Here is a 14585-nt window from a genome sequence, read left to right as displayed (position 1 = left end):
CCTTGTGCTGTGGAGACGTGTCGTGGGGAGTGTGCTGGGGAAACGGATTACAGGGCTTTGCCGGGGTTGAAGAGACCGGCGGGATCGAGCGCGTCCTTGATCGCGAGCTGAGCCGACCGCACGCGCGCGGCGAGCTCCTCGGCGGCGAGCGCGCGCTTGACCGTGCCGATGCCGTGCTCGCCGCTGACGGTTCCGCCGAGGGCGAGGGCGGTGCGCACGATGTCGTCGGCGGCGTCGTGCAGCGCCGCAGGGACGAGGGCGGCATCGGCGCCCGCCGGAACCGGGAGTGTGACGACGGGGTGCAGGTTGCCGTCGCCGGCGTGGGCGACGGCGCTCACCGCCACCCCGTGTCGCGCCTCGATCGCGGGGAAGGCCGCGAAGACCTCGGCGATGCGCGACTTCGGGACCGCGACGTCGCCGCCGACAAACCAGGATCCCTCGTCGAAGCGCCGCCCCGAACGTCGCAGTTCCCAGAGGACCTCGGCATCCGGTCCGCTCTCGACCTGCACGCGCCCACCGGCGGCGGCGAGCGCTGTCGTCAGCTCGGCGGTCTGCTCGTCGATGCCGAACCCGTCGAGCTCGATGAGCAGGAGGGCCGCGCCGCGGGCGCGAAGGCCCGAGTCGTTCGCCGCGTCGATGCCCTCGAGGGTCGGCTCGTCGAGGAACTCGATCACGCTCGGGCGCACGCGTGAGGCCGTGATCGCACCGATGGCCGCGGCCCCCGCGGGGGTGGAGTCGAAGAACGCCGACACCGTACGCCGGGCGACGGGGAGGGGACGGATGCGAACGGTCGCGCCGACCAGGATGCCGAGCACCCCCTCCGACCCGACGAACAGCGACACGAGGTCGAGTCCGGTCACGCCCTTGATCGAGCGGTGGCCGATCGAGACGAGGCTCCCGTCGGCGAGGACGACGTCGAGGGCGAGCACCGACTCTCGGGTGACGCCGTACTTGGCGCAGCGGAGGCCGCCGGCGTTGGTGGCGATGTTGCCGCCCATGGTCGAGATGCGCCAGCTCGCGGGGTCGGGGGCGTAGAAGAGGCCGAGCGGGGCGAGGTGCTCGTTGAGCGTCGCGTTGAGGACACCCGGCTCGACGACCGCGACCTCGTCGGCGGGCGAGACCTCGACGATCCGGTTCAGGCGGTCGGTCGAGACGACGAGCTGCTCGGCGTGCGCCACGGCGCCGCCGGAGAGACCGGTACCGGCGCCCCGGGGAACGATGCTCACGCCGTGACGCGCGGCGAGGCGCACGAGCTGCTGGACCTCGCCGACGGTGGCGGGGAAGGCGACCGCGGGTCCGTCGGTCGCGCCCGTGACGGTTCGGGGCGCGGTGCCCGCGTCATGGGCGTAGTGCGCCGTCTCGGGGGACGACGGGCGCACGTCGATGCCGGGGGCGTCGCGCTCGATGTCGTCGAGCAGGGCGGACAGGCCCGTGCGCGGGGCGGTCGCGGTGGAAGCGCTCATGGGCGTGCCTCTCTGGGTGGGGACGGGAGTGCAGCCGAAGGTAGGGCGATGCCCGGGCGGCGGTCATCTCGGCGGAAACGCGCCGTCGCGATGCGTCGCGGTCCGTCACGGAACGTCGCGCGGCGTCACACTCCCGCACCGCGCAGGCGGCCCGGGCTACCCTTCCGCGCCCGCACCTCCCTCGCTGCGCGATGCACGCCGAGTGTCCAAAACACCCGGACGAATTTTCGCGGAGTCCGGGTGTTCTGGACACTCAACGCCGGGCGCGGACACGACGCCCGCGCCGCCGCCCCCGCCTCGCCGCCCCTCGCTGCGCCATGCACGCCGAGTGTCCAAAACACCCGGACGAATTTCTGCGGCGTCCGGGTGTTCTGGACACTCAACGCCGGGCGCGCGACATGCGGCACGCGGTGTCCGGGTGTCTTGGACACTCAACGCCCGGCGCGGACACCGAACCGCCGTAACAATGACGCCTCGCGGCGCTGCGTTACGGACGCGATTGTGCCGACGCGGCACCGGCGGCACAGTGGGCGTTTCGGCGGGACCGGCCCGCTGCGAAGGAGTCCCGATGCCCGACCGCATCCACCTCGCCGTCGCCCTGGACGGCGCCGGCTGGCACCCGGCCGCGTGGCGCGAGTCCACCGCGCGCCCCACCGAGCTCACGACGCCCGCCTACTGGCGTGACCTCGCCCGCACGGCCGACGGCGCCGGGCTCCTCTTCGCGACCATCGAGGACGCCCTGAGCCTGGGCGGGCGATCCTTCGAGCCGGATGCCGAGACCCGGCGCGACCGCGTGCGGGGCCGCCTCGACGCGGTGCTGTTGGCGTCATTCCTGGCCCCGGTCACGCGTCGCCTGGGTCTCGTGCCGACCGCGACCACCGCGCATCCCGAACCGTTCCATCTCGCCACCGGACTCCAGACCCTCGACCACGCCAGCCGGGGCCGCGCGGGTGTCCGCCTCGTCGCGGGCTCGACGCCGCAGGAGCGCGCGAACTTCGGGCGCCGCGCCGACGGACCGACCGGGATCCCGGCATCCGGTCGCGTCGAAGCCGACCCCGCGCTGCTCGCGGCGTTCCGCGAGGCCGGCGAAGTGGCCGAGGTCATCCGGCGTCTCGCCGACTCGTGGGAGGACGACGCGATCGTGCGCGACCTCGAGACCGGGAAGTTCCTCGACCGGGAGCGCGTGCACAACGTCGAGTTCGAGGGCGAGTTCTTCTCGATCACGGGCGCCTCGATCGTGCCGCGCTCCCCGCAGGGCCAGCCGCTCATCACCGCCCTCGCGCACCAGACGATCCCGTACCGTTTCGCCGCGGAGCACGCCGACCTCGTCTTCGTCACACCCGCGGATGCGGCGGCGGTCGGCGGCATCCTGAACGAACTGGCGGATGCCGCGGACGAGGTGCGCACGCTCGACGAGCCGCTGCGCGTGTTCGCCGACCTCCTGATCCTCGTGGAGGACACACGCCGGGAGGCCGAGGCGGTCTGGAACCGCCTCCAGGACCGCTCCCCGCTCACCACCGACGCCCGGGTCGTGGTCGGCACCGCCGACGACGTCGTGGACGAGATCCGCGCCCTCGCCGAGGCCGGGGCCGACGGCGTCCGTCTGCGCCCCGCGCGCCTGCCCGCCGACCTCGACGCGATCGCCGAGCGGGTCGTGCCGCGCGCGGCGGCCGCCGGCATCCTGCTCCCCGACGACGGCGCACCGACGCTGCGCGAACGCGTCGGACTCCCCCGTCTCGCCAGCCGCTACGCCCGTCAGGAGGTCGGCGCATGACCGGCCGTCAGATCCACCTCGCCGCCCACTTCCCGGGTGTGAACAACACAACCGTCTGGACCGACCCGAGCGCGGGGAGCCAGATCGACTTCTCGTCGTTCGAGTACTTCGCCCGCACGGCCGAGCGCGGTTTCTTCGACTACCTCTTCCTCGCCGAGGGCCTGCGCCTGCGGGAGCACCGCGGGCAGCTGCACGACCTCGACGTCGCCGGGCGCCCGAACACCCTCGCGATCCTCACCGCACTCGCGGCGGTCACCGAACACATCGGGCTCGTCGGAACGCTCAACACGACCTTCAACGAGCCGTACGAGCTCGCCCGTCAGCTCGGCACGCTCGACCTGCTGTCGAACGGCCGGGCTGGGTGGAACGCCGTGACCAGCTCCGACGCGTTCCACGGCGCGAACTTCCGCCGCGGGGGCTACCTCGACCACGCCGACCGGTACGTGCGGGCGTCGGAGTTCGCGGCGCTGTCGAAGGCGCTCTGGTCGTCGTGGCGCGACGACGCGATCGTGGCGGATGCCGAGACCGGGGCGTTCCTCCGCGACGACGCGATCGAGCGGGTCCGGCACGAGTCCCGTCTGTTCGACGTCGACGCGGTGTTCGACGTTCCGCGCTCCCCGCAGGGGAGACCCGTGATCGTGCAGGCCGGGGACTCCCCCGACGGCCGCGACTTCGCCACGGAGCACGCCGACGTCATCTTCTCGCTGCACACCGAGTTCGCCGACGCGCAGCAGTTCTACCGCGATGTGAAGGGCCGCCTCGCGGCGCACGGCCGCGACGAGGATTCGCTCAAGATCCTCCCGGCAGCCACCTTCGTGCTCGGTGACACCGCCGACGAGGCCCGCGAACGCTCGCGCGAGATCGCCCTCGCCCAGGTGCGCCCGCAGACCGCGATCACCTACCTCGAGCAGATCTGGAACCGCGACCTCAGCGGGTACGACCCCGAGGGTCCGCTCCCCGACGTCGAGCCCGACACCGGCGTCGAGACCGCGCAGGGCTTCGCCGGCCGCCACGCCGCGATCCGCGCGCGCGTCGGGCAGCTGCGCGAGCAGGCGGCCGCAGAGAACCTCAGCATCCGGGAGCTCGTGATCCGTCTGACCGCGAAGCACACCTTCGTCGGGACGCCGGAGCACGTGGCATCCGAGATCGACCGCTACGTGCAGGAGCGCGCGACCGACGGGTTCACCGTCGTCGGACACGTCACCCCGCACGGCCTCGACGAGTTCGCCGACCGGGTCGTGCCGCTGCTGCAGGAGCGCGGCTCGTACCGCCGCTCGTACGACGACGGGGCGACGCTGCACGATCTGCTGGGCCTGCCGCCCGTCCTCACTCCCGCCGTGCGATGATCCGGGTGGTCATCGTGGGGGCCGGCCCGCGCGCGGTGATGCTGGTCGAGCGCCTGCTCGCCCGCCGGACCCGCGCGGCCAGTCCGCGCCTGCACATCACGCTCGTCGACCCGCACCCGCCGGGGGCCGGACGCATCTGGCGCCGCGATCAGTCGCCGCTGCTGAAGCTCAACTCGATGGCGCGCGACGTGACCGTGTTCACCGACGAGACATGCACGATCTCGGGGCCGGTGCGTTCCGGGCCGTCGCTCATCGAGTGGGCCGAGCGCGTCCGCGCCGGGACCCTCCCCGATGTCGCGATCGACGATCCGGATCTGGATGCCGAGCTCCTGACGCTGCGCGGAGACAGCTTCCCCACGCGCCGCCTCCAGAGCGTCTACCTCGACTGGTTCTGGCGACGCACGGTCGCGATCGCGCCACCCGGGGTCGAGGTGCACGAGCACCGCGGAATCGTGCAGTGGGTCGATGACACGACCGAGGGGTACGAGGTGGCGTTGGCCGATGGCATCCGTCTTCCCGCCGACATCGTCGTGTACGCGCTCGGGCACAACGGACGCGACCCCGACGGCGAGACCCGCGCGTTGATCACCGCGGCCGCGGACGCGGGCCTGACCTACGTGCCGCCGTCGTTCACCGCCGACGCCGACCTCTCTGTGCTCGGTGCGGGCGACGACGTCATCGTGCGCGGCATGGGACTGGCGGCGGTGGATGCCGTCGTGCTGCTGGCCGAGGGACGCGGCGGCCGGTTCGTCCGAACGCCGGAGGGACGCGTGCGGTACGAGCCCTCGGGGCGGGAACCGCGTCTGCACCTCGGCTCGCGCCGCGGCGTGCCGTACCGCTCGAAGGTGTCGTCGGAGCTGAGGGGCGACCCTCCCGCGCGCGAGGTGCTCACCCCCGCCGCGATCGCGGACCTGTTGGCGCGTCCCGGCACGATCGACTTCCTCGACGACGTATGGCCGCTGATCGCCCGCGAGCTCGTGTGGGGGCACTACCGCGAGCTGTTCACGGGGCACCCCGAGCGGGTCCTGGTCGCGTGGGGCGTCTTCCGCGAGACGCTGAGCGCCGTGGACGGTGACACGGCAGCCCTGCGGCGCGCGGTCGCGGAGGTCGTCCCCGACCCGCTGGACCGTTTCGACGTCCCCGCGCTCGATGTGCCTCTCGGCCACGAGGCGTTCGCGGATGCCGCCGAGGTGCACCGCCGCGTCCGCCAGCACATCGTGGACGACCTGCATCTGCGCACGACCCCCGAACGCAGCACCGCGCAGGCGCTGTTCCTCACGATCCTGCAGTCGTTCCTCGCGGTGTCCGAGATCCCCGCCGAGCGGTGGGGCGCGCGGTCGCGCGCGATCGATCTCCCCGTGACGTGGCACACCTTCTTCAGCTACGTCGCGTCGGGGCCGCCGGCCCATCGCCTCGAAGAGATCGGCGCGCTCGCGGATGCCGGGATCGTGCGGTTCCTCGGACCCGAGATCGCGGTTCGCGTCGACGACGGGCGGTTCGTGGCATCCTCTCCGCGGGTTCCGGGAGAGGTTCGCGCGGGCGCGCTCCTCGACGCGTGGCTCCCGAGCGCCGAGGCGGCCTCGAGCGACAACGCGGCCTTGCGCGAACTGGCGACGCGGCACGGCCGCGAGGTGCACGTCGCCGACGAGACCTTCACGGGTTCGCTCGGCCGCATCGACACCGACGCCGACGGACGCGTCGTCTCACGCAACGGCATCCCGCACGCGACGCTCTTCGCCATCGGCCCCTTCACCTCGGGCATGGAGGCCGGGGCGTTCACCCGCCCGCGCTCCAATGCCCTGTCACTCCGGCACACCGACCGCGTCGCGGGCGCGGTGTCCGAGGCGGTGGCCGCGGTGTCCGAGCGGCGCTGGGCGTTCTCGCGCTGACGCCCGCGCCGCGCTGACACGGCGTGCGGCGCCGCGGCGCCCGTCCCGTGCGCCGTGCCCGCTCCGCCCCCGCGGACGCTCCCCTCGGGTCGGCGCCGTACCAACATTGAGTGTCCAAAACACCCGGACGAATTTTTTCGACGTCCGGGTGTCTTGGACACTCAACCTGGCGAGCGCGCGCCCGCGGGACGCCTCACACGCAGCACGGCGGCCGCGCCACTCACCGCAGACGCCGCGCGACCTCCGCCATCGCCTCGGCGAACGACTCCTCGGCGCCCTCGCGACCGCCGGAGAGATTCACGCCCACGACCCCGGGGAGCGCGAGCATCTCCTCGGCCAGCGCGACCGCCAGCGCGATCCCCTCGGCCCGCGGTTCCCGTGCCGAACGAACCCGCGCGAGGAACCCGTCCGGCAGCACGAGCGTCGTGAACGACTCGAGCAGAGCGGCCGAGGCGTGATCCACCACCACCGGGACGCACGGGATGTACCGCACCGGCTCCCCCACCTCGTCGATGAACCGCCGCACCGGCGCCGCGCCGCCCGCGTGATTGACGAAGCACACGTCGGCGCCCGCGCGCAGCTTCTCGCGCAATCGCGCGGCGCGGCGCTCCACAGGCGGGGCCGCGGGCGACCCGGCGACCGACACGACGTGCCCCGCTGCGCGCGCGAGCGCCGTGGCCTCGGTCGAGTCGAGGTCGAACACGGGGGCGGCGTCGGGCCGGTGTCCCGTCTGAGTGTGGTCGCCCGTGACGCAGTGGACCCCGGCCACGCCTTCCACGGCGAGCGCCGCGAGCTCCCCCTCGATCGCGACGCGGTTGCGGTCGCGCATGTTCAGCCCCGTCCACACGCGCAGCCCCCGTCGCTGCAACAGGTGCGCGCGATAGGCGGGAGGGAACTGCACGCGCGCGCTTCCCGCGTCGCCGGCGAGGACGGCATCCACTTCTCCCGCGAGGACGGCGGCGCAGGCGTCGATGGATGCCACGCTCAACGCGCGCGCCGGCAGGTCGGCCACGACCCACGGGCGCGTGTCGAGGGAGGTCAGGGTGTCCGCCGCCGCTGCGGTGCGCGGGCCGGGGCTCACCGGGGTCGTGCGGTCGACGCCGGTCCACGGCACGGTCGGGCGGGGGAGGAACGCGCAGCGGTGGGCCGCGTCGATCTCGCACGCGCCGTCGAAGCCGACACCCCCGCACGGGCCGTATTCCATGCGCTTGGGGCACGCGTCGATGAGGGGCAGCGAGCTCATGGCCGCGAGTGTAGGGACCGCGTGTTTCAGCGAATGTTCGTGGTGGCAACATCGCCGAAACGCGGCGTCCCTACGCTCGGCGATAACCCCAGCACCCGGGAGGACCCATGATCACGGCCGGCACCACCTTCGGTTCCGATGTCGACGTCACCGACGAGCTCGTCGCCGACCCGATCGCGCTCATGGTCCGGTGGCTGCCGTCGCACGACAGCGAGCTGCGCCCCCTTGCCGCCCTCTCGACGATCGGGCTCGACGGCATCCCGTCCCTCCGCCATGTGCTCGTCAGCGACAGGGATGCCGCGGGCCTGACCTTCCACACCGATGAGGCGAGCGCGAAGGTCGCCGAGATCGTCGCGAACCCGGTGGCCGCAGTGGCGGTGGCATGGCCCGAGGTCGGGCGCCAGCTCGTCGTGCGGGGAATCGTCGAGCGCGTGACCCCCGCGGAGGCCGCGGCCGTGTACGCCCAGCGCTCGCGCTACCTGCAGCTGCTGGCGTGGCTGAACACGCGCGAGAACGCCCAGCTCGACACCGCGGCCCGCCAGCACCTGTGGGCCGAGTTCGATGCCGCGCACCCGACGCTCGATCCGCCTCCGCGCTGGGTCGGTTTCCGCCTGCGCCCCGTCACCCTGACGTTCTGGCGTGGCGACCCGATCGGACAGAGCACGCGCCAGCACTACACGCTCGCCGACGGCCGCTGGTCGGGTCGGATCCTGGCGGGCTGAGATGGACATCACCACCGTCACCTCGTTCCGCCCCGCGCGCACGCGCGCCGATCTCGCGCTCGCGCCGGGCGAGGTCGTCATGGCGGGCGGCACCTGGCTGATGAGCGAGCCGCAACCGACGACGACCGGGTTCGTCGACCTCACGACCCTCGGCTGGCCCGACGTCGAGATCACGCCCGACGGCCTGCGCATCGGCGCGACCTGCACGATCGCCCGCCTTCTCGCCTGGGCCGAGACCGAGGCCCCCGCCGAATGGACCTCGCTCGCCCTGGCCCGCCCGTCCGCCGATGCCCTCCTCGCGTCGTTCAAGATCTGGAACACCGCGACCGTCGGAGGCAACGTCTGCCAGGCCTTCGCAGCCGGCGCGATGATCGCGATGCTCTCGACCCTGGATGCCACGGCGCTCATCTGGACCCCCGACGGCGGCGAGCGCGTGATCGCGGTGGCCGACCTCGTGATCGACAACCAGGCAACCTCTCTCGCCCCGGGCGAGGTGGTGCGCGCCCTCGACATCCCGATGCACGCGCTGCGCTCGCGCGTCGGACTGCAGAAGATCGCGCTCGCCGAGCTCGGCCGGTCCGGGGCTGTCGTGACCGCGCGCGTCGATCCGGACGGTTCGGCGGTCTTCGTCGTCACCGCCGCCGTCCGACGTCCGCGCGTCCTGAGATTCGCCCGCGTTCCGGGTGCCGGAGAGCTTCGGGATGCCGTGGCCTCCGCGACCGACTTCTACACCGACCCGCTGGGCAGCGCCGACTGGCGGCGCGGCGTGAGCGTCGTGCTCGCCGAGCGGCTGCGCGCGGCGTTCGCCCGCGATCTCGCGGAGGGCACCGCGTGAGCGCGGCACGCCTGATGACTGTCCCGCGCTCCGGAACGCCGGGCGCCGCGGCGCGCACCGCGGTCTGCCCCTGGCGGATTCGGCCGGCTTCTTCCGGAGCACGGCACGCAGGGCGCCCGGTCGGGGCGCAACGGGAGGGCACCGCGTGAAGTTCCAGGTCAACGGGGAGCCGGTCGACGCCGAGCCCCGCCCCGGTCAGAGTGCGCGCACACTGCTGCGCGAGACGGGCCACGTCGAGGTGAAGAAGGGCTGCGACGCGGGCGACTGCGGCGCGTGCTCGGTGCTGCTCGACGGGGAGCCGACGCACTCGTGCATCATCCCGGCGATGCGTCTCGAGGGGCGCGCTATCACGACCGCCGCGGGCCTCGCGCCCGGCGACGAGCTGCACCCCGTGCAGGAGGCCCTGGCGTCGGGCTTCGGCTTCCAGTGCGGGTTCTGCACGCCGGGGATGAGCGTCACGGCCTCGACCCTGACCGCCGCCGACCTTCCCGACCTCGACCGGCGCATGAAGGGCAACCTCTGCCGTTGCACGGGCTACCGCCCGATCCGCGCGGCGATCCGCGAGTCTGTCCTGGGGCCCGTGCGCGAGACCGGCGCCGGTGCCGCGCAAGCAGAGCGGTCCGGATGCATGACCGACGCCCATCACGCCCTCCCCGCCGCCCCACCGGACCACTCCTGCCCCACGGGTCATGCAGGTGAACCACGCGCAGACGCAACGAGCGGCCGGATCGGCTCCTCGACCATCCCCGAGGCCGCGCGGCGCATCGTGCAGGGTCGCGAGCCGTTCACTTTCGACGAGCCCGTGCCCGGCGGCCCGCCGCTCGTGCTGCGCGTCGTCACCTCTCCGCACGCCCACGCGCGGATCGTCGCGATCGACACCGCGGCGGCCCTCGCCGTCCCCGGCGTCGTCGCGGTGTTCACGCACGAGGACGTCCCCGACATCCGCTACTCCACGGGTCGTCACGAGCACCGCACCGACGACCCCGACGACACGCGGATGCTCGACGACGTCGTGCGCCACGTCGGCCAGCGGGTCGCCGCGGTCGTCGGCGAGTCGGCGGAGGCGGCGGATGCCGGCTGCCGCGCCGTCCGCGTCGTCTACGACGTGCTCCCCGCGGTCTTCGACCCCGAAGAGGCACGAACCCCGGGCGCTCCGCTGCTGCACCCCGACCGCACGCCCGAGGAGCGGGTGATGGATGCCGGACGCAACGTCGTCGCCGGATTCCACACCGGCCACGGCGGCGACATCGACGCGGCGCTGGCCGCGAGTCACGCCACCGTCTCCGGTGAATGGACCTCGGCCCGCGTCACGCACGCGGCCCTCGAGACGCACGGCGCCGTCGGCTGGCTCGACGACGACGGCCGTCTCGTGATCCGTTCGTCGACGCAGGTGCCGTTCCTCGCCCGCAACGAGCTCGCGCACATCTTCGGGCTCGAGCGCGACCGCATCCGCGTCTTCGCGGCGCGCGTCGGCGGCGGCTTCGGCGGCAAGCAGGAGCTCTTCACCGAAGATCTCACGGCCCTCGCCGTGCTGAAGCTCGGTCGTCCGGTGGCATACGAGTTCTCGCGCACCGACCAGTTCGTTCGGGCGTCGCTCCGGCACCCGATGCGCGTGCGGGTCACCCTCGGGGCGGATGCCGACGGCACCCTCACCGCGATGAAGATCGACGTCCTGAGCGACACCGGCGCGTACGGCAACCACGCGATCGGCGTGCTGTTCCACTCGTGCGCCGAGTCCACGACGCTGTACCGGGTGCCGACGAAGTGGATCGATGCCGAAGCGGTGTATACGAACAACCCGCCGTCGGGTGCGTTCCGCGGCTACGGGCTCGGGCAGGTGGTCTTCGGTGTCGAGTCGGCGATGGACGCCCTCGCCGAGAAGCTGGGGATCGACCCGTTCGACCTCCGCCGCATCAATGCCGTCAAGGAGGGCGACCCCCTCCACCCCGACGACGACGAGAAGTACGAGGAAGACCTGATCTGGGGCAGCTACGGCCTCGACCAGTGCCTCGACCTCGCACAGGACGCGCTGCGCCGGGGCAACGGCGTCGAGGCCCCGAAGGGGTGGGCCGTCGGCGAGGGAATGGCCGCCGCGATGATCGCGACGATGGCCCCGCGCGGGCACATCGCGCACACGACCGCGACCCTCCGCCCCGACGGCACGTTCCTGCTGCGCGTCGGCACCGCCGAGTTCGGCAACGGCACCTCGACGGTGCACCGGCAGATCGCCGCGACGGTGCTGGACGCCTCGCCGGACCGGCTGGAGCTCTGGGCCGCCGACACCGACGCCGTCCGCCACGACACCGGCGCTTTCGCCTCGGCCGGCACGGTCGTCGCGGGCAAGGCCCTGTTCGGCGCCTGTACGGCTCTGCGGCGACGCATGATCGACATCGCCGCGGAGCTCGCCGGAGGGGATGCCGCGTCCGCCGAGGTCGTGGCATCCGGAATCCTCGCCGGAGACGAGATCGTCTCGTGGAAACGGATCGTGGATGCCGCGCCCGCGACGATGCGTGACGAGCAGGGTCTCACCGCCGACGGCGCGGAGTTCGGCGAGGTACGGTCGCTCGCGTTCAACGTGCACGCCGTGCGGGTGGCCGTCGACCCCGAGACGGGGACGGTGCGAGTGCTGCAGTCGGTCCAGTCCGCCGACGCCGGCGTCGTGATCAACCCCGCGCAGTGCCGCGGGCAGATCGAGGGCGGGGCCGCTCAGGCCCTCGGCGGCGCGCTGTACGAAGAGGTGTACCTCGAGGACGGCGTGGTGCAGAACCCGGTGTTCCGCACGTATCGCGTGCCGCAGTTCGCCGACGTCCCCGACACCGAGGTGTACTTCGCCGAGACCGATGACACCCTGGGCCCCTTCGGCGCGAAGTCGATGAGCGAGTCGCCGTACAACCCGGTCGGCGCCGCGATCGGCAACGCGGTCTCGCGCGCGCTCGGTCGCCGCGGCTACGAGCTGCCGTTCTCGCGCGACCGCGTGTGGAGGTTGGCGGGCGGGGAGTGAGGCTGCGGCCGGTGCGGTGAGGCGTTGCGCGCGCCGCCGGGTAGCGCAGCGCGGCGTCGCGTGAGACGCCACGTCGCTCAGCGCGAGGTTGCGTGTCCCTCTTTGTGCGATTTCGGCGGCTCAGCCATGCACAAAGTGGGACACGCGACGCGGCGCTGCCCCTCAGCGCTAACGCCCGCCGCGCCCCCACCAGGCATGTCCCACTTTGTGCAGGTGGCGAGGCCGATTTCTGCACGAAGTGGGACATCAGGCGCTGCTCTGGATCGGCACAGTCGTCTTCGAGACCTGGATGCCACGGGCCCGCGCCGCGCCTCCTGCCACGACGTTCCCGCTCACTCCCATGACTCCGCAACTCGCGAATCGCGTTCCCGCCGCGCCCGTGACAGAGCCCGCGCGGAAGCGAAGCCGGAGCGACGAGCGATCTCGGCGATCGGGAAGCCGCTCCCCACGAGGGCGTCGGCGAGCTCGAGGCGCCGCGCGCGGAGGGCGGCGCTCGGCGTGCTCCCTCGCCGCGCGAACACGCGAGAGAGGTACTGCCGCGACACGCGCAGGGCATCGGCGAGTTCTTCGACGGTGAAGAGCGGGTCTTCGGCTCGCTCGATGAGGATCCGTGTGGCGGCGGCGAACGTGGCCTGAGCAGATCGCACCGCCGAGCCGTCGGCATCCGCTCCCGCCCGCCCCGCGACGAGCGCCGCGCACAGACTCTCGATCGCATGGCCGAGGGCCGACTCGACGGCGATGCTCACGCGATGGTCGCCGTTCAGGATCGCATTGACGGTGGATGCCAGAGCCCTCCACGCCGGCCCATCATCGGCGCCGGGCAGCGACGTGGGTTCATCGAGCAGTCGGTGCGCCGAGACGATCTCGATGCGCGCACTCGGCTGCGTGGCCGTCACGCAGGACAGCACCGTCTCGGGATAGACGAGCGCGTCACCGGCGTCGAGATCTGACATGTGGCCGCCCACGAAGCTCAGCGCGACGGTGCCTTCGGCCTGGAGGACGAGCGTGGAGCCGTTCCGAAGCCCCGGTGTCGGCTCGATCGTGAGCGGGGTATGCCACAGGCGACGGACCGCCACCCCCGCGACCTCCACCTCATCGACGACGAGCGCTGATGGGCCCGAGCCGACGGGCGTCGCGACGAACGAGCGCTGAGCGAACCATTCGACGACCGCGCTCCCCTCGGTACGCAGGGTTCGGGTCATGCGGCTCCGATCTCAGGGGTGTTCTTTCAGCCTCTCCGGCGCCCCACCGGTCCCTCCGCCACCCCCCGACCCGTTCACCCTCACGTTCACTCCCTCTCGATCCCGGATGCCGAAACCACCGTCCCGTCCTCACCTGTGGCGACGATGACAACTCACGTTTGGCGCACGCGCGCCTGCCTCGACAGGGTGGCGGCAACCCATCCCGAAAGGTCCCTGATGACGCACGACATCGAGCAGAACGCTCCCGCTCTTTCCCCGACCCGCCGCACCGTCCTCACCGGCGCTGCTTGGACGCTTCCGGTCATCGCCGCGGCGACCATCACGCCGATGGCCGCGGCTTCGAACGCGCCGGTTCTCGCCTTCGACAAGTCGACCTACAACGGCACGGCCTGCGGCACGATCACCGGCGCGTACGTCACGGTGACGGTGAACAACGTCGCTACCGCGGGGAAGAGCGTAACCACGACGCTGAGCAATGGGTACAAGTTCTCCGACGACACAACGACGAACACGCAAGTGAGCGGGGCGGATGGGCGTGTGAATCTGCCGACGATCAACGTTCCGAGCTCGGGAGGAAGCGCGGTCGCGTCCGCGACATCGAGCAACTCAGCGGTTGCCTCCTCCTCGCTTTCCGCACCCGCGATCGGCTCTGCGCACCGCTACTTCCACAACAAAAACGGCAACTCAGGAATCGCAGACTTCACAAGCGTCCCCAACGGATCAACGCCCGTCGGCGGAATCGGCTTCCTCTCTCCCGCCGGCGACCTCTACTGGGCAAACAACGGGAAGGTGGCAACAGGCGTTTCGAAAGCAGTCGGCGGAATAGACGAATACGGACAGTACGTCATCGAGTTCACCAGTTCGAACGACGGGTCTGTACACCGCTACTCCCACAACAAAAACGGCAACTCAGGAATCGCAGACTTCACAAGCGTCCCCAACGGATCAACGCCCGTCGGCGGAATCGGCTTCCTCTCTCCCGCCGGCGACCTCTACTGGGCAAACAACGGGAAGGTAGCAACAGGCGTTTCGAAAGCAGTCGGCGGAATAGACGAATACGGACAGTACGTCATCGAGTTCACCAGCGCACCGGCGTGCTAAGCACACGAC

10 protein-coding genes are annotated in these 14585 nt (G+C 72.1%); 7 read left to right on the top strand and 3 right to left on the bottom strand.

Annotation, left to right across the window (positions count from 1 at the left end):
* Window positions 1–47 precede the first annotated feature (47 nt).
* A complete protein-coding gene (locus ACMW4R_RS04235; RefSeq protein WP_418299253.1) occupies window positions 48–1463 on the bottom strand; it encodes an FAD-binding oxidoreductase in 1416 nt (471 codons plus the stop codon).
* Window positions 1464–2031: 568 nt separating this feature from the next.
* On the opposite strand from ACMW4R_RS04235, the gene ACMW4R_RS04230 reads away from it, so the two are divergent.
* The 3 genes from ACMW4R_RS04230 to ACMW4R_RS04220 are packed head-to-tail and all read left to right on the top strand — an operon-like array spanning window position 2032 to window position 6472.
* Entirely contained in the window at window positions 2032–3237 is a 1206-nt protein-coding gene (locus ACMW4R_RS04230) for an LLM class flavin-dependent oxidoreductase (protein WP_418299252.1), read from the top strand.
* A complete protein-coding gene (locus tag ACMW4R_RS04225; protein ID WP_418299251.1) occupies window positions 3234–4583 on the top strand; it encodes an NtaA/DmoA family FMN-dependent monooxygenase in 1350 nt (449 codons plus the stop codon). Before ACMW4R_RS04230 ends, ACMW4R_RS04225 begins: the two co-directional genes overlap by 4 nt.
* A 5-nt stretch (window positions 4584–4588) precedes the next feature.
* A complete protein-coding gene (locus tag ACMW4R_RS04220) occupies window positions 4589–6472 on the top strand; it encodes an FAD/NAD(P)-binding protein (RefSeq protein ID WP_418299250.1) in 1884 nt (627 codons plus the stop codon).
* Window positions 6473–6692: 220 nt separating this feature from the next.
* Here ACMW4R_RS04220 and ACMW4R_RS04215 read toward each other — a convergent pair whose 3' ends face one another.
* Complete coding sequence (locus tag ACMW4R_RS04215; protein ID WP_418299249.1) at window positions 6693–7715, bottom strand: methylenetetrahydrofolate reductase C-terminal domain-containing protein; 1023 nt, start codon at window positions 7713–7715, stop codon at window positions 6693–6695.
* 107 nt (window positions 7716–7822) lie between these two features.
* Between ACMW4R_RS04215 and ACMW4R_RS04210 the strand changes: the two genes are divergently transcribed.
* From ACMW4R_RS04210 to ACMW4R_RS04200, 3 genes are all read left to right on the top strand, one after another.
* Window positions 7823–8437, top strand: coding sequence for a pyridoxamine 5'-phosphate oxidase family protein (locus tag ACMW4R_RS04210; RefSeq protein ID WP_418299248.1), 615 nt, complete (start codon window positions 7823–7825; stop codon window positions 8435–8437).
* Window position 8438: 1 nt separating this feature from the next.
* Window positions 8439–9272 carry an FAD binding domain-containing protein gene (locus ACMW4R_RS04205; protein WP_418299247.1) on the top strand — a complete coding sequence of 278 codons (834 nt, stop codon included), beginning with the start codon at window positions 8439–8441 and terminating at the stop codon, window positions 9270–9272.
* Window positions 9273–9417: 145 nt separating this feature from the next.
* Window positions 9418–12273 carry a molybdopterin-dependent oxidoreductase gene (locus tag ACMW4R_RS04200; protein ID WP_418299246.1) on the top strand — a complete coding sequence of 952 codons (2856 nt, stop codon included), beginning with the start codon at window positions 9418–9420 and terminating at the stop codon, window positions 12271–12273.
* A gap of 332 nt (window positions 12274–12605) precedes the next feature.
* Here the strand turns inward: ACMW4R_RS04200 and ACMW4R_RS04195 are convergent, their stop codons facing one another.
* Window positions 12606–13475 (bottom strand): helix-turn-helix domain-containing protein, encoded by an 870-nt coding sequence (locus ACMW4R_RS04195; RefSeq protein ID WP_418299245.1) that lies wholly within the window; start codon window positions 13473–13475, stop codon window positions 12606–12608.
* 216 nt (window positions 13476–13691) lie between these two features.
* Here ACMW4R_RS04195 and ACMW4R_RS04190 point away from each other — a divergent pair, with 216 nt between their 5' ends.
* Window positions 13692–14576, top strand: a complete 885-nt coding sequence (locus ACMW4R_RS04190) for a hypothetical protein (protein WP_418299244.1) — start codon at window positions 13692–13694, stop codon at window positions 14574–14576.
* Window positions 14577–14585 lie beyond the last annotated feature (9 nt).

Source organism: Microbacterium sp. S1037 (assembly GCF_048381605.1).
GTDB lineage: Bacteria > Actinomycetota > Actinomycetes > Actinomycetales > Microbacteriaceae > Microbacterium > Microbacterium testaceum_B.
This window is presented reverse-complemented; position numbering and strand designations above follow the sequence as displayed.